Origin of the sequence: Sulfurimonas aquatica (genome assembly GCF_017357825.1) — a bacterium.
Lineage (GTDB): Bacteria > Campylobacterota > Campylobacteria > Campylobacterales > Sulfurimonadaceae > Sulfurimonas > Sulfurimonas aquatica.
In genome coordinates, this window is sequence record NZ_CP046072.1 from 465,956 (window position 1) to 481,991 (window position 16,036).

Consider the following 16,036-nt stretch of genomic DNA (forward strand, 5'->3'; position numbering starts at 1 on the left):
ATGTATAAACTTATCTTAATATTTTTTGCACTAATTATGAGTGGTTGTTCTGAGCATCTTGTTCGTGTAATGCCTTATGAAAAAGAGTATTTTGCACAAGATAAGATGAGTCTCTCGCCAATAGCTGAGCGCTCAGAACAAGAGGGACATATATTCTTGATTCGCGAAGCAAGTGCTGGTGGAGAGAGTTCATTTCAAGGAGGATGCGGATGCAGATAAAACAACTACTTAGCTTTGTTCTCTCTTTGATTTTTCTAAATCTAAATGCGATGGCATCTGACCTTAAAGATAAAATGTCATTTGGTGTAAGCACATATAGTGATAACGCTGATGTTGAAGTCTATTCACCAACGTTTGCACTCTATAAAAAACTTGCATCTCAGTGGATGCTGGGTGTAAAGATGAGAATAGATGCAATAACAGCCGCTAGTATTAAAAACGGAAGTAGTGCTGGTCGTGTAGATGCTGTAACTTCAGCTTCATCAAAAGAAGACAAAACATTTGATGATGTCCGTTTCGCTCCAACTGCTATGCTTACATACGACGACAGTGATAATACACTGACATTTGGAACTTACTTTTCATCTGAGGTTGACTATACTGGTCAGGCACTCTTTGTAAACTATGTAAGACAACTCAATGAGCAAAACACAGCTTTAGGTATCGGATTTGCCCAATCATTTGACAAGTGGAAACCAGTATATGATAGAGAACTTCCAAGAGATAATAGAAATGAGATGAAGCTAGATTTATCTATAAACCAACTTATATCACCGACATTCTCTATGCAAGCGGTTTACTCTTTCATGAATAGTGAAGGATTTCTCTCTTCACCATATCATTATGTACTTCAAGATGACCTCTCAAAGTTTGAAAACTATCCTGCTACAAGAGCGGGTCATGCCTTTGCACTCAAAGGGGTTTATCTTTTAAATGCGACAAATAGTATGAACTTTTCATACAGATACTATATGGATGATTGGGATATCACTTCACATACTTTAAACGCCGAGTATCTACATGATTTTTCTAAAGTTTTTACAAGTGGTTTGAGACTACGTTACTACTCTCAAAGTGAATCTTTTTTCATTAAACCAATTGGCTCATATACTTTAACTGATAGATACTATGCGACAGATTATAGGATGAGTGCATTTGATTCTTATACTATTGGTATTCCATTTATCTATAAACTTGGTGGTGGGGATAAGCTTACTGCGAGTGTAGATTATTATAAGACATCGAGTAATGAGTATCTTCAAACTTGGTATGGTATAGACTCTTTAGAATCAGTTTTTGCAACTTTAACATACGAGTTTGATTACTGATGTCCATCTTTAGCAACGGTCTTAAAACGACCGTTATGAGTACAGAACTTCTTATAGAGTCTAAGGTTTCTAAAAAAGTGCTTTTTGAGTGTTTAGAGTTGGCAAGAGAGTTTGAGGCTAAATACTCTGCTTATAAAATAGACTCACTCCTGAGTAAGATAAACGCCAACTCTGGCAAGACTCCCATTAACGCAACAAAAGAAGAGCTAGAAATTTTTCAAAAAGCACTTGATATGGCAGTACTCTCAGATGGAGCATTTGATCCAACCATAGGCTCTATAACACAAGGGAGTTATGGCTTTGGAACTTCAGAAGAAAAAATCCCTTCTCAAAAAGAGCTAAATTCAAAAAAAGAGTTAGTAAACTATAAAAATATCCAACTGACAAATGAGAGTATATATCTAACAAAAAAAGGTATGCGACTTGACCTTGGTGGAATAGGTAAAGGGTATGTGGCAGATAAAATAATAGAGCACTTAAAACTCAAAGGTGCAACTAAAGGCTTAGTCTCTGTTGGTGGTGAGGTTTGCTCATTTGGTAAAAAGTATAACATAGCAATTAAAAACCCATTTAATGATTCAAATATTGCTCTCATTAAAAGCTCTAATAGCGAACTAAGTATATCAACAAGTGGAGATTATGAACGCTACATAGACTCAAAAGAGCATCACCATATACTTGACTCTAAGACACAACTCTCTAACCACCATTATAGCTCTTTAACAATAGTCCAAAATGGCAGAGATACAACTACTCTTGATGCTTTAGCGACTGTGGCGTTTAACTCAAAGCCATCAGAGTTAAAGGTATTGGCAAAGAAGTTTAAAGTTGCTTTTTTTGCGTTAACTCCACAAAAAGATATCATTATAGAAAACTTTATAAATCTAGATATAGAGGGTTTTGAACTTTTTTCGCTTTAGTATTTTTACTCTATTATTAGGATATACTCTTGTAGAATAATATAGAGAGGGGGATTTTTAGATGTTTAACAAAACAAGTTGTAACATGAATCAGACTGAGTCTTATATCCGCTTTGTTATTGCATCAGCACTTCTCACTTATGCTGTGTTAAATAGTAGTATTGTTTTTAGTGTTATAAGCTTATTTATCTACTATAGTGCAGTTAAAAAGTTCTGCTTACTTTATCATATCTTTCATATCAATGAGAAATATGGACTCAAAAACTATTACCTTGCACTTTTACCTAAATATAGAACTTCACCAGTCTTTATTTTTAATGATAAATCTAAAATTATTTTTTCTAATGAGTCTGCAAAAGAGGAAATACCAAATATTCAATCACTTACAGATCTCAATATAGACAATCAAGATGAGTTTATCGACAATGGACTAGAAGATGTCATCATGTATAGATATAGAGATAAACATTATCAAGTAGAACTTAAAGGGATTTCACAAGAGAAGATTTTTTTAGCATATTTTACAGATGTAACAGAACTTATAGAGCTAAATGAAGCTGTCAGTAAAGCAATAGAAGAGACACAAAGAGAGATTATCTATGCTATGGGTGAGATAGGTGAGACCCGATCTAAGGAGACAGGAAACCATGTAAAAAGAGTTGCCCTATACTCTAAGGAACTTGCTAGACTTTATGGACTCTCTGAAGAAGAGTCAGAGAGACTACAGATGGCAAGTCCTATGCATGACATTGGTAAAGTTGGAATTCCTGATGCCATTTTAAATGCACCAAGAAAATTAACTTTTGATGAGTTTAAAATTATGAAAACACATGCGCAGCTTGGATATGAGATGCTCAAAAGCTCAAATAAACCCATACTTAAAGCTGCATCAATAGTAGCAAATGAGCATCATGAAAAGTGGGATGGTTCAGGGTACCCTAATGGAACAAGTGGCGAAGATATTCATATATATGGTCGCATTACTGCCATTGCAGATGTGTTTGATGCACTTGGAAGTGAGAGGGTTTATAAAAAAGCTTGGGAGCTTGATGATATTTTAGAGCTATTTAAACAAGAGAGCGGTAAACATTTTGACCCAAAACTTATACTGCTATTTATAGATAATTTAGACAAGTTTTTACTCATTAGAGATAAATATATTGATTAAAATAGAACATATTAAAATATACTGTGAGATTGCAAGCTCAAAAAGTGTAGTAGCTAGGGCAACGAAAGTCTCATTTGTCGTGGGCACAACACTCAACCTAATAAATCAAGGAGACTCTTTAATAGCACTAGATCTGATAAATGTAAGTATCATTAAATTAGTTCTTACATACTTTGTGCCATATGGAGTTACTACATATACAGCAACTGCAATGAAGGTTGAATTTCAAATAGGAACAAAGGCAATAGTCGATGCAGATTTACAATGTGTAAACTGTAAGCAGGAGATTCATGTAGATAAAGATGAGATCATACCAGAGTGTAAATCATGTGGGATAAAGACACATTGGCAACTAAAATAAGGTCTAATATATGTTATTTGGAATCAAGCTTCAAGAAGATGAAGAGATAGTAAAAAAAGAGCAGATGAGAAAACTCCAAGAACAAGCTAAGCTACTTGAACAAATTCTTCAACTAAACTCACTAGACATTGCAACTACAATATTTACTAATGCACAAAAAGTAAATGATGCATCAAAAAATCGTTTACTGAGTATAGAAGTAACTAAAAAAATGGTAGATAGTTTTATAGCTCAATCCATAGAAATTCAAAGCATAACAAAAAATTCTGAGGAGATTGCAGATAAGACACTCGACTCAACAAACCAAAGTCGTGAACATATAAATAAGCTCTCACAAAACTTAGAAAAAAATCATGAGCTTACAAGTGAGTTTCAAGAGCAAGTATCAGAGTTATATGGAAAAATTAGAGGGATTAACTCTCTGGTTGACTCCATTAAAGATATAGCCGATCAAACAAATCTTTTAGCACTAAACGCAGCTATCGAAGCAGCACGTGCTGGAGAACATGGACGTGGGTTTGCTGTTGTTGCTGATGAGGTAAGAAAACTAGCTGACAGTACTAACAAATCTGCTGACCAAGTCCAACAAGAGATGAATATAATAATGGGTATCTCGAATGATGTGCTTGAGAGACAAGATGGTATGGCCGAGGCTATTCAAAGTAGTGTCGTTTTAGCAGAAGATACAGTAGATATACTAGATGAGTTAGGTAAAAATGCAGTACAAAATAAAGAAGAGGTAGCAGTGGCGTTAATCTCTATACAAAAGCAACTGCAAGACTCACAAGTCATTAAAGATAATATGAACTCTTTAGTTGATGATACAAAACACTCCATAGATGGATCTAAGAAAAATATTGCTTTATCTCAAGAGTTGATTTCTAATTTAGAGTATTAATTTTTGAGTTAAACTTTACCAAGTTTATACCCAATGCCACGAACATTTTGAATAATCTCTTTTTGAGAGAGTTTTTTTCTTAAGTTTTTAATGTGTACATCGACTAGATTACTATGTTTTATGGAGTAGTTATCTTTGTTTATATGCTCACTAAGTTGAAAGCGTGTAAGTACTTGGTTTGGATTTTTCATAAAGAGCTCAAAGAGATCAAACTCGGATGCAGTAAGATTAATGAGACTACCCTCTATAAAAACTTCTCTGGATGTTGTATCTAGAGTAACATTTCCTACAACTATAACACTACTCTTCTCATTAGAGTCCCTTCTCAAAAGCACTCTCATTCTTGCTAATAGTTCCACTGATGAGTAGGGCTTACAAAGATAATCATCCGCGCCACTATCCAAAACTGCCACTCTATCATTTATCTCTACATTAGCTGAGAGCATCATGACAGGAGTGATTAACTCTAAATCACGCATCTCTTTTAATAAAACAAGACCATCCCCATCGCCTAAATTCCAGTCAAGTAAAACAAGTGCATAACTATTTTGGTCAAGTAGCTTTTTAGCCTCTTCATATCCAGCTGCATGGTCACAGTGATACTTCTCACTTCTTAAAAGTTGTAGAAGTTGTTTTGCAGTGAGGGCATCATCTTCAACTATGAGTAAATTCAAATTAAATTCCCTAAAGTTATATTTTCACCCTTATTATAACAGTAGTTTGCTACACTTATAAAAAAATATAGGTAACAATTTGATTACAAATCCTTTTATATATCTTTTTATACTCTCTTTTATCGCCACAGGCTTTTATGTTTTAGAGAGTAAAACAAAGTTTAAAATCTTTACTCTCATCCCCGGCGTTGTTATGATATATGCTTCGAGTATGGTTTTAGCCTCTTTTAATCTTTTTGAAATGAACGATGAGATAAATGAGATATATAAGCGAGTTAAGAGTAACCTTCTTCCAGCGATGCTTTTTTTGATGCTCTTGCAAATTGATTTTAGACACTTTTTGAAGCTCGGAAAGTCTCTGCTAATCTCTTATGTTTTAGCAGTTTTCTCCATAGCGTTTAGTTTTATTGTAGTGGCGTTTATATTTGACTTTTCACCTGAGATTTCTGGAGCTTTTGGAGCACTTGCTGGCTCATGGATGGGAGGAACTGCAAACATGGTAGCAGTAGGTTCCGCTCTTGAAGTAAGCGAAGCGAGTTTTGCATATGCACTTGTAGTAGATAGTGTAAACTACACGCTATGGGTGATGTTACTTCTCTTTTTAGTTCCCTTTGCACATATTTTCAATAGGTTTACTAAGAGTGAACAAAACTTAGAATATTTAGGTGAGATAGGATGCTCATGCACTATAGGGGCTAAACGCTATTGGTTGTTTATACTGCTCTCTTTAGTGGTGGCGTTTATAGTTAACTTAATAGCTCTAAGTGAGTTTAAGATACTCAATTCTACTACAACGGCAGTCCTCTTAGCAACACTCCTTGGCATACTAGGCTCCTTTACAAAACTAAAAGAGATAAATGGCTCAAGTGAAGTGGCAACGACAATGCTTTACCTTTTAATAGCGCTCATTGGCTCAAAAGCTGTGATAGATAATTTCTCAGGCATTGGCATTTATGTCTTTGCGGGCTTTATGATTTTATCTTTGCATGCTCTAATTATGATTATTGGAGCGAAGCTTTTTAAGTTGGACCTTTTCTCCATTGCAGTTGCATCACTCTCTAACATAGGCGGAGTAGCCTCAGCACCAATACTTGCGGCAGCTTATAACAAGTCTCTAGTAAGCATTGGTGTTTTAATGGCGATAATGGGTTACTTAATCGGAACATTCGGTGGACTTGGAGTTGGAACCATTTTGATTAGGATGGCACAGTGATAAAGATAAAAGAGATTCTAACTGAGGTCAAACGCATAGCCCTAAAAACTCCCTTTATAACAGCACTAAGACGAGTTGAGACTATAGAGTTTGTAAGAGCAAAAGTACTCTGTGATGATGGAAGTCTTGGCATAGGCGAGGCTCCTGCGACTTTTGCTATCACTGGTGAGGATATTCCTATCATTTTAAGTTCTATAAAGAGCACAAAAGAGAAACTTTTAGGTAAAGATATCCTTACCTCTTTAGAGCTACTCCACAAAATGAGTATAGGTTCAAGTGCTAAAGCGGCTTTAGACATGGCATTTGTATCATTACTTATAAATGAGAAGTGTCAAACGCCATTAGAGTACTTTAATATCAAAGATAAAAGAGCAATACAAACGGATATAACCATCAGTTTAAATCATAAAGAGAAAATGTTTGCAGACGCAAAAGAGGCTCTGCAAAATGGCATGGATATCTTAAAAGTAAAACTAGGCTCAGATATCTCTCATGCCATTGAAGTGACAAAACTTTTAAGCTACGAACTTCCATCTGCAAAACTCCTCATAGATGCAAATCAGGCTTGGAGTCTAGATGAGAGTTTGAAATATGTAAATGCGGTGGAAGATTTAAATATAGAGCTTATAGAACAGCCTGTAGTTGCAGATGACTTAGAGTCGCTAAAGATAATTACAAATGCCACGAAGATTCCAATTTTAGCGGATGAGGCTACGTTTACTCTTGAAGACGTAAAAAGAGCGTATGAGAGCTCTTGTGCTGATATGATAAATATAAAATTGATGAAGTGTGGTGGCGTTACAAAAGCCATAGAGATTTTAGAGTATGCAAGAGAGAAGAAGATAATTTGCATGCTTGGTTCAATGCTTGAGGGGCCATACTCTATAAACGCAGCTTTGTATCTAGCGTTTGCCTATAGAGACGTTATCAAGTATGTAGACCTAGATAGTCCGCTACTTTATAAAGAAGCGCCAAGTGAGCTAGACTTTAACTTTTTTAAAAACTCAATCAGCATTGTTAGAGATAAATCGTAGCCATAAAAAACCAAAGAGTCCGGCAAACAAAGAGGCTGTAAGTATGCCTATCTTTGCTTGAAATATTAACTGCGGTGAATTTAAAAAAGCTAAATCTGCGACAAATATACTCATAGTAAAACCTATGCCGCCAAGAGCGGATACTCCAAAAATCTGGCTCATTGTACTATCTTGGGGGAGTTTAGCTATTCCCAGTTTTACAGCTATAAATGCGACACCCGCTATGCCTATGATTTTTCCTAGAACAAGGCCTAAGATTATTCCCATAGAAACAGGTTCTAAAATAGTGGAGCCAATAGATGAGAAGTTGATGCTGACACCTGCGTTTGCAAGGGCAAAAAGAGGTATGATAATCAAACTCACCGGAAGATGTAAGTCATGTTCAAGCCTAGCCGCAGGCGTACCCACAGAGTCAATTCTATCTTTAATATTTAGCAGAATAGCCTTTTGCTTTTCATGCATCATATGGTCAGTTCCAACGGGATAGTTGTCAAATTCATCGAGTAGGTTCTTAGCATGTATGGTAAGGTCAATAGGTGCTCGTTTTGGTCGTGATGGAATTGCCATTGCAGCAATAACACCGGCTATAGTGGCATGAACACCAGACTCTAGCATAAAAAACCACATCAATACTCCAAAGATAAAGTAGGGAAGAATAGTATGAATCCCAAAGCGATTAAGACTAATCATAACTAAAAATGAAACACCAGAGAGAAAGAGTGGTAGAAACTGTATCTGCTCAGTATAAAAAACTGCTATGACAATTACCGCACCTAAGTCATCAACAATGGCAAGGGCAACTAAAAATGTAACTAAAGGTGGTTTAACGCGATGGCCTAAAAGTACTAAAGCACTAATCGCAAACGCGATATCTGTAGCCATTGGTATTCCCCATCCTGAGGCTCCATTTCCTGAGTAGTTGATACTAAGGTATATAAGTGCAGGTAGAACCATACCTCCAATGGCTGAGAGTATAGGAAGAATGGCTACTTTTATCTGAGAGAGTTCTCCAACAGAAATCTCGCGTTTAATTTCAAGCCCAATAATAAAGAAAAATAGGGCCATAAGACCATCGTTTATCCAGTGGTGTATTGTGTGAGATATTTTCCAGGTGCCAACAGTTAGGTTTACCTTTGTATGAAAGAAGTCTGCATAGGCTTCAGTCAGAGGAGTATTAGCTAGAGTGAGTGCTAATATTGTCATACCTAAGAGAATGATGCCGGTTGTAGTTTGTGCATGAATAAAGTGCTCTAAAGGAGTATAAATCCTATTAAACACCTTCTCCCATGGTGCATATATTTTCATTGTCGCCCTATGTTTTAGTGTAGTGCCTTATTATAGCAACAAAGCCTTGATTTGTGACTTTGCAAGAGGTCTAATTTTTAATCATCTTCTTATATTTACTGTGATTGAGATGCTTTTACAAGGGAAAAGAGTTCATTAAAACCTGCTTCGCTTGAGTTTTCTACATCTAGCATACGTGTAAGTGCTGCTTCATACTCTCCTGCATCTTTAAGCTCTATGGCTTCTTTGAGACCTTGGTGTACATTTGAGTGGTGTTTAGTGATAGTAGAGAGAGATGAGTTTCCTTTTAATATTCCATTTGTCGCTTCAGCATACCATTTTCCAAATCTACAACTATCTTCATCTATGATATTTACACTCTCAGAGTTGATAAGTGCTTTATAGCCCTGAACTTTTAAAGAGATATGGTCAATTTTGCCAACATTGACTTGTAGTTCATCTGTAACGTATTGTGTTTTATTTTTAATGCCCTCTGAGTTATTTACAACACCTTCTATGCTATGGCTAAAGGCATCTAAAATCCCCATAACAGTAGAGGTCTCATCTTGAAAAGTATTACTAATTTCCATCATTGAGTTTGAGTTTTGTTTGAGACCGTTTATGTTTATCTCTACCTCTTGAGTTGCTTTTTGAGTACGCTCGGCTAGTTTTCTTACTTCATCTGCCACAACGGCAAAACCACGACCATGCTCACCAGCACGCGCCGCTTCTATGGCTGCGTTTAGTGCTAAAAGATTTGTTTGGTCTGAGATGTCTTTAATAAGGTTGATGATAGCCGCAATTGACATAACGCTATCATTTAGTGATACCGAGTCATTGCCAAGTGAGTGTGAAAACTCCTGTATTTTATCAATTGCTGAAGATATTTGTGCAGTTTCACTCTCAACTTCACTCATCATCTCTGAATTTTGAGCAGTGAGGATATTTATCTCTTCAAGTCTATTTAGTGGAGAGTCTACAGTTTTTTGTAAAAAAGTATTTCCATCCTCGTAGCTCTTAAGCATACTCGTGACAAACTCATCTTTTTTTGTATCAACTGGTTTGGAAACAGGTGTCTCAAGTTGAAGAACTTGCATCTCCAACTCATTTATCTGAGCCTTGAGCGCATTTACCTCTTGTTGGTGTTGAGCTTTTAGCTCATCTATCTTTTTACTAGTTCCAAACATTTGTTTCTCCACAGATTAGATTTGAAATTCTTATAATAAGTCTATATTAGTTTCTCTTAATGAGAGGTTAGTTCTCAAAAACAACTTGATTGCGTCCCTTGTTTTTCGCGTTATATAACATGAGGTCTGCTTGGGAGATACTATCTTCGAGAGACTCTTCACTATTCATCACCGCCCCTATTGAGATTGTTGATTTTATGAAGTTATCGGCATCTAAAGGAAATGAGTAGTTGGCAACTTCGTCTTTGATGCGCTCAAGAATATCTAACGCACTATATCGATTGATATTTTTTAGAACTACACAAAACTCTTCTCCACCAAAACGGGCAACAATATCTCTGTGACTTGTAGAAGTTCTTAGTATCTCAGATATAAAAACTATGATTTTGTCTGCTACATCATGTCCATAGGTGTCATTTATCTTTTTAAAGTGGTCTATGTCAATCATTGCAATTGCAAACTGCTCCCCACTATTTTGAACATCTATCTGATAATCGTTCATGTTCTGAAAAAAGTATCTTCTGTTGTAGAGGCCAGTTAAGTAGTCACGGTTTGCATGGTTGGTTACTATTTGAATGTTTTCTAAGGCTTCTATGGCATTGTGAACGCGACAAGAAAACTCCTCTTTAGAAAAGGGCTTTTTTATATAGTCGTTTGCACCCTGTTTTAAAAACATGGCGTTTATCTCTTCATCTTGGTTTGAAGAGATCGCCAAAATACTGATCTCATTTTTACTCGAAGTTTTGCGTATCTCGTAAGTTAACTCCAGTCCATCCATTACAGGCATATTGTAGTCAGTTAAAACTAAAGAGATATCTTGATGTACATTCATTATTCCAAGTGCTTCTTCGCCATGTGCGACTGTGATGACCTGAAAAAAGAGATTTTTTAGCATCGTCTGCATGGTTTTTCTAAAAACTAGGGAGTCATCAACTATGAGTACTTTATGATTTTGGTTCTTTTGAAGTCTTATGATAGTTTGGATAATGTAGTTAATCTCGTTAACGCCACCCTTATTTACATAGTCAACTATATTTTTTTGAAGGATTTTTTTTCTAAACTCTTTGTCTATGTTTGCACTTAGAACTATAGCCCGTGTGCCTTTAGAGAGTACATAATCAACAACTTCCCCATTAGGAGCGTCTGGGAGGTTGATATCAAGGAGCGCTATAAAGTACTCATATCTCTTTAAAAATAGTTTTGCCTCTAAAAGCGTGTATGCGATATCTACTTCAAAATTAAGAGCATTTTCAATCTTTTTTGAGATCAGCTTAGCTAGCGTTTTGTTATCTTCAACTATTAATATTCTCTGGCTCATATTCTCTCCAAATTTGTTGACATATATTACTATAATTCATCTGATTTTATAGTAATTATCGCTATTATTTTATATGAATTACCTCGATACAACTATTGAAAAACTAAACTCCAAAACAAACATTTTTTTAACAGGTGGTGCTGGCGTTGGCAAAACAACTATAACGCGAGAAGTGATAGAACACTTTGAGAGCGAAGCAAAAAAAGTGGCAAAACTTGCTTCTACAGGTATGGCTGCTACTCTCATTGGGGGTCAAACGCTACATAGCTTCTTAGACCTAGGCATCGCTTCAAATGTGCAAGAGTTAGAAAAAAATAAAAAGTACGAGATAAAAAAGAAGATAAAAAAACTCATAGAAAGTATGTCCCTTATCGTAATAGACGAGATATCTATGGTGAGCGACGCTCTTTTTGAGATGATATCTCTACGTTTAAAGCAAGCTGATTTTCATGGAACTCTAATGGTTGTAGGAGATTTCTTACAGCTTCCTCCCGTTGTGCGTGGAGCGGAGGAAGTGAAGTTCGCATTTGAGTCTGAAGCTTGGGATAGTTTCGCGTTTGATAAAATAGAACTCACTCACATATATAGAACAGATGACGTGGCGTTTATAGAACTTCTTCATCATGTGCGTTTTGGTTTCGTGGATGAGGGCGTTCATAATCATCTTAACGAGTATATCAAACCTCTGCCTGAAGATTTAAGTCAGTTTACTTTTTTGTTTGGGAAAAACATCTCAGCCGCACACCATAATAAAAAGCAGTTAGCACATATAGAGAATGAGCTTTTTGTAAAAGAGGCTCAGATAGTTAAGCATCAAAAGTCTGCAAAAGATATTGAGGTAGAGCGCTTTATGAATGACGCAAGAATAGAAAAAGAGCTAGAACTCAAAATAAACTCTCCAGTTCTTTTTACAAGAAACTCTTGGAACTACTTTAATGGTGAGCGAGGCATCGTTGTAAATATAGATGCCTCAAATGTTTATGTGCAAAAAAGCGATGGCAAGGTGGTGAAACTCGAAGCTACAGCACAAAGTAAAGCCTTGTGGAAGGAAAAGACCATAGACGGCAAAAAAGAGATGGTAGAGGAAAATATCTTTAGTATTTATCAGTTTCCTATAAAGCTAGCGTTTGCCATAACCATACACAAATCACAAGGAATGAGTATAGAAGATTTGATAATAGAGACAAATGAGATATTTGCTCCCTCACAGTTTTACGTAGCGCTTTCGCGTTCATCAAACCCCTCGCGTTTAAATCTAATAGCACCCCAAAAACAGTGGTATGACTTAGCTTATGTAAACGCTAAGGCAATGGCGTTTGTAAAAGGGGAGGAGAGTTGTTAAAAACAATAGACAAGGGCATACTCTATATGCTCTTAGGTGCTCTTATCTCAGCACTTAATGGAGCACTTACAAAAATACTTTCAGAACATATGAGTGCGTTAGAGATAGTCTTTTTTCGTAACCTTATTGGCGTCTTTATTATTTTATATGCTTTAAAACATACAGCGCCTAAACTTAGTGGCGGAAAGTTTTATATGCTCTTTAGTCGTGGCCTATATGGTTTTTTGGCAATGATTTTATTTTTCTATACCATTACCGTTATTCCTCTTGGCGAAGCAATGACACTTAACAAAACTTCACCTCTATTTGTCACTATACTAGCTTATTACATTTTAAAAGAAGAGTTAGACCAGAAGACGCTATTTGCCCTACTTATAGGTTTTTTAGGAATTATTTTGATAGTGAAGCCTTTTGGTATGAGTATCTCGTATGTACACTTTTTAGGAATTTTAGGTGGATTTTTTGCGGCTTCTGCTTATACAACTATAAAAAAGATAAAAGACATATATGACTCTCGCGTTATAGTGCTCTCTTTTGTTGGAGTGGGAACTCTGCTACCGGCTATTTTCTTTTTAGTAGCTCCCTATTTTGAACCACCAGAGGCTATTAGCTTTTTATTTCCTCTGTTTGTTATGCCTACAGATATTTATGTTTGGACTTTGATACTTTTTATAGCTATGATTTCTACACTTTCACAGTGGCTTCTTACAAAGGCATACAGTACTTCAAACCTTAGTATTATAGGTGTCATTAGCTATACAAATATACCCTTTGGGGTTGGTTTTGGGTTTTTACTTGGAGATACTTTTCCTGACTTTTTAACCCTCATGGGTATCACTCTTATTGTTCTAGGTGGTGTACTTGTTGGCATGAAAAAGAGGAATTAAAACACAAAATATATTTTAAAATGTTAAGCTAAAATTATTATTTTAAATAGTATGATTATTATTATTACTACTATTTTAATAAGGAACAATACAACATATGAAATATTATCTCTTACCTCTTCTCTTAACTCTTACTCTCCATGCTGGGCATATGAATGTAGCATACGGAAATGCTTCTATGAATCAGTTTAGTAAGAAAGATACGATGATTGTTATGGATATTTGGATTCAAGAGATTATGAAGACTACAAAACACTCTGCCACATTCTTTTTTTATGACTCCTCTACAGAGATGGCAAAAGACTTCGAGGAAAGAAAGCTAGACTTAGTCATTACTACAGGTGTTGAGTTTGTAAAGTCTTTTGAGAAATCAAACCTTGTTAAAGCCTTTACGGGTGGTTCAAAAGAGAAACATGCTGAAGATATTATAGTTGTCTTACCTGCAAAAAAATCACTCCAAGAGCTCTATAGTAAAAAAGACCCAAAAGTAGCTCTGCAAGAGAGTGAAGAGATAGCTATGATCTATATAGAAAAAAACTTTTTTGAGAAAAATAAAGAGGCAAAGATTGAGTATATCAAAACGCGAAAAAGAAACGCCGCTATTTTAAAACTCTTTTTTGGCAAAGCAGATGCAGCAGTCGTTACTAAAAAAACATTTGATTTCGCAAAAGAGTTAAACCCTCAGATAGGAAAAAAACTAAAAATAGCTAAACTCTCTACTATCTCAGCGAGAACTTTTGGTTTTTTTCACAAAGATTTCAATCCAGAAATGGCTGAAGAGATACGAAGTTTCGCCTTAGCTATCGGTAAAAGTGCACGTGGACAGCAAATCTTGACAGTTTTTCAAACCGATAAGGTTGTTGAGACAACTGTAAAAGATTTAGAACCAATTGGTAATATCTATAAAGAGTATATAGCTTTGAAAAAGGAAAATAATAAATGAGAAAAAATAAGTTTGTAGGATTTCTGATCCTATCTATCATCGCCAAACTAAGTTTAAATGCACAAGAACATATAGTCTCATTAGATGAGGCAATAGCAGTTGCATTGGAAAATAATAAAAAGTTAAAAGTTTCACAAACTTCCATAGAGATAGCAGATACTATGTATAACCAAGCTATGAGCGCACACTATCCGACTTTAGATGTGGAAGTAAGTGCTATGAGAATGGATCAGGCTCCTACATTTACAATGGTTGGGAGTACTACAGTCGATAATTCTCAAACAATAGCACTATATAATGGTTTAAGCGGGGCGGCAGCGGCAGATGGAAATGCGTTTACGTCAGGCGTGTATGCGCAAACTGCCGCAAATACTCCTGCAACAAGTTCACTTCCTATAAATATGGAAGTTCAAATGGCTGGAAGAGATACTGTTGTGAGTAACATTAACACTAAACTTCCTCTTTATACAGGTGGAAAAATAAGTGCTATAGTTGAGCAGGCTAATGGCGGAAGAAAAATAGCGCAAGTTATGAGAGAACGCACAAAGAATGAAATCATCTTTGACGTTAAACGCTACTACTATGGTGTTGTGCTTACAAAACAACTTAAACAACTCTCTGAAGACACTATTGAGAGAATGGGATTTATAAGTGATTTGACATCAGAACTTTACCAGGGTGGTTCTATGAACGTAAAAAAGACAGACTATCTTCGTACAAAACTGAGTGTTAGCCTTTTAGAGTCGCTGAACCAAAATATCTCAGAGAAAGAGACAATGGCAAAAGCGGCACTGTTATTTGCAATGGGTCTTCCTTATAATGACACCATAGATGTTCAAGATACAAAGCTTATGGATCCAAATATGGGAGCATCTTTAACTACTCTTGTAGAGGATGCATACCACTTTAACCCTCAGTACAAAACACTTAAACTTGCAGTTGATATTCAAGAGGCAAAGATTGATGAGGCACAGAGTGGTTATCTTCCTATGGTTGGACTTTCTGCGAGTGCACAGCATATTCATAATGACTATGAATATGGCGTTTTTAATGAGACAAACGATAGGTCATGGACTATCGGTGTTGGGGTGCAATGGTCACTTTTTGATGGAATGAGAACAACAAACCAAGTGGAGCAGAGTCGCTTAGAGAAGATAAAACTTAAGCAACAAGAGATTTTACTCCAAGAGGGCTTAGCACTACAGGTAAAACAGGCATTTATGAAGATGCAAAGTTCACATAAACAGTTTGTTATCTTAAGTGAAGCAGTAGAAGTAGCACAAGAAAACAGAGAATTAAATACACGTGCTTATCAAGAGGATATGGTCGAAACTAAAGATGTAATAGAGTCTCAACTTTTTGAAGCATACTCGAGTGCTGACTATTATCGTAGTATTCATGATCATGCTTTAGCAAAAGCAAATGCAGACTTTTTAGTTGGTAGAGCACTTGAAGATAGTGTAAAGTAGTCTGTTACTT

Annotated in this window: 15 protein-coding genes and 2 pseudogenes; 13 read left to right on the forward strand and 4 right to left on the reverse strand. The window is 36.0% G+C overall.

Features of this window, described 5'->3' with window-relative positions; translation table 11 throughout:
* The 7 genes and pseudogenes from GJV85_RS02245 (at nt 1) to GJV85_RS13640 (ending at nt 4,675) form a co-directional block, all read left to right on the forward strand.
* The gene (locus GJV85_RS02245) at nt 1–219 is read left to right on the forward strand and encodes a DUF4266 domain-containing protein (RefSeq protein WP_207562256.1); all 219 of its coding nucleotides are present in this window, start codon (nt 1–3) and stop codon (nt 217–219) included.
* Nucleotides 210–1,328: a DUF3570 domain-containing protein gene (locus tag GJV85_RS02250; protein WP_207562257.1), complete on the forward strand. Its 1,119-nt coding sequence runs from the start codon at nt 210–212 to the stop codon at nt 1,326–1,328. The genes GJV85_RS02245 and GJV85_RS02250 overlap by 10 nt, the downstream gene beginning before the upstream one ends.
* A 35-nt stretch (nt 1,329–1,363) precedes the next feature.
* Nucleotides 1,364–2,248 (forward strand): FAD:protein FMN transferase, encoded by an 885-nt coding sequence (locus tag GJV85_RS02255; RefSeq protein WP_207562258.1) that lies wholly within the window; start codon nt 1,364–1,366, stop codon nt 2,246–2,248.
* A gap of 85 nt (nt 2,249–2,333) precedes the next feature.
* Nucleotides 2,334–2,483 (forward strand): annotated as a pseudogene (locus tag GJV85_RS13630) (YgaP-like transmembrane domain); the annotation flags it as partial.
* A gap of 339 nt (nt 2,484–2,822) precedes the next feature.
* A pseudogene (locus tag GJV85_RS13635) lies at nt 2,823–3,416 on the forward strand (HD-GYP domain-containing protein); the annotation flags it as partial.
* Nucleotides 3,409–3,777, forward strand: coding sequence for a nitrate/nitrite transporter NrtS (gene nrtS / locus GJV85_RS02265; RefSeq protein WP_242689818.1), 369 nt, complete (start codon nt 3,409–3,411; stop codon nt 3,775–3,777). The pseudogene GJV85_RS13635 and the gene nrtS, both read left to right, overlap by 8 nt.
* A 211-nt stretch (nt 3,778–3,988) precedes the next feature.
* Nucleotides 3,989–4,675, forward strand: coding sequence for a methyl-accepting chemotaxis protein (locus tag GJV85_RS13640; RefSeq protein ID WP_255550637.1), 687 nt, complete (start codon nt 3,989–3,991; stop codon nt 4,673–4,675).
* A gap of 8 nt (nt 4,676–4,683) precedes the next feature.
* On the opposite strand, the gene GJV85_RS02275 is transcribed toward GJV85_RS13640, so the two are convergent.
* Nucleotides 4,684–5,349, reverse strand: a complete 666-nt coding sequence (locus tag GJV85_RS02275; RefSeq protein ID WP_207562261.1) for a response regulator transcription factor — start codon at nt 5,347–5,349, stop codon at nt 4,684–4,686.
* A gap of 79 nt (nt 5,350–5,428) precedes the next feature.
* Here GJV85_RS02275 and GJV85_RS02280 point away from each other — a divergent pair, with 79 nt between their 5' ends.
* Both GJV85_RS02280 and GJV85_RS02285 read left to right on the forward strand, forming a co-directional pair.
* Entirely contained in the window at nt 5,429–6,562 is a 1,134-nt protein-coding gene (locus GJV85_RS02280; protein ID WP_207562262.1) for a DUF819 family protein, read from the forward strand.
* Nucleotides 6,559–7,596, forward strand: coding sequence for a dipeptide epimerase (locus GJV85_RS02285; RefSeq protein WP_242689819.1), 1,038 nt, complete (start codon nt 6,559–6,561; stop codon nt 7,594–7,596). The genes GJV85_RS02280 and GJV85_RS02285 overlap by 4 nt, the downstream gene beginning before the upstream one ends.
* Here the strand turns inward: GJV85_RS02285 and nhaA are convergent.
* The 3 genes from nhaA to GJV85_RS02300 form a co-directional block, all read right to left on the reverse strand.
* Nucleotides 7,567–8,901: a Na+/H+ antiporter NhaA gene (gene nhaA / locus GJV85_RS02290; RefSeq protein ID WP_207562263.1), complete on the reverse strand. Its 1,335-nt coding sequence runs from the start codon at nt 8,899–8,901 to the stop codon at nt 7,567–7,569. The genes GJV85_RS02285 and nhaA overlap by 30 nt on opposite strands.
* Nucleotides 8,902–8,996: 95 nt before the next feature.
* The gene (locus GJV85_RS13645; protein ID WP_207562264.1) at nt 8,997–10,067 is read right to left on the reverse strand and encodes a methyl-accepting chemotaxis protein; all 1,071 of its coding nucleotides are present in this window, start codon (nt 10,065–10,067) and stop codon (nt 8,997–8,999) included.
* Nucleotides 10,068–10,134: 67 nt separating this feature from the next.
* Nucleotides 10,135–11,385, reverse strand: coding sequence for a diguanylate cyclase (locus GJV85_RS02300; RefSeq protein WP_207562265.1), 1,251 nt, complete (start codon nt 11,383–11,385; stop codon nt 10,135–10,137).
* 73 nt (nt 11,386–11,458) lie between these two features.
* Here GJV85_RS02300 and GJV85_RS02305 point away from each other — a divergent pair, with 73 nt between their 5' ends.
* From GJV85_RS02305 to GJV85_RS02320, 4 genes are all read left to right on the forward strand, one after another.
* A complete protein-coding gene (locus GJV85_RS02305) occupies nt 11,459–12,727 on the forward strand; it encodes an ATP-dependent DNA helicase (protein ID WP_207562266.1) in 1,269 nt (422 codons plus the stop codon).
* On the forward strand, nt 12,721–13,614 hold the full coding sequence (locus tag GJV85_RS02310) for a DMT family transporter (protein ID WP_242689820.1): 894 nt from the start codon (nt 12,721–12,723) through the stop codon (nt 13,612–13,614). Before GJV85_RS02305 ends, GJV85_RS02310 begins: the two co-directional genes overlap by 7 nt.
* Nucleotides 13,615–13,711: 97 nt before the next feature.
* Complete coding sequence (locus GJV85_RS02315; RefSeq protein ID WP_207562267.1) at nt 13,712–14,557, forward strand: PhnD/SsuA/transferrin family substrate-binding protein; 846 nt, start codon at nt 13,712–13,714, stop codon at nt 14,555–14,557.
* Nucleotides 14,554–16,026, forward strand: a complete 1,473-nt coding sequence (locus tag GJV85_RS02320; RefSeq protein ID WP_207562268.1) for a TolC family protein — start codon at nt 14,554–14,556, stop codon at nt 16,024–16,026. The genes GJV85_RS02315 and GJV85_RS02320 overlap by 4 nt, the downstream gene beginning before the upstream one ends.
* The last annotated feature ends 10 nt before the right edge of the window (nt 16,027–16,036 follow it).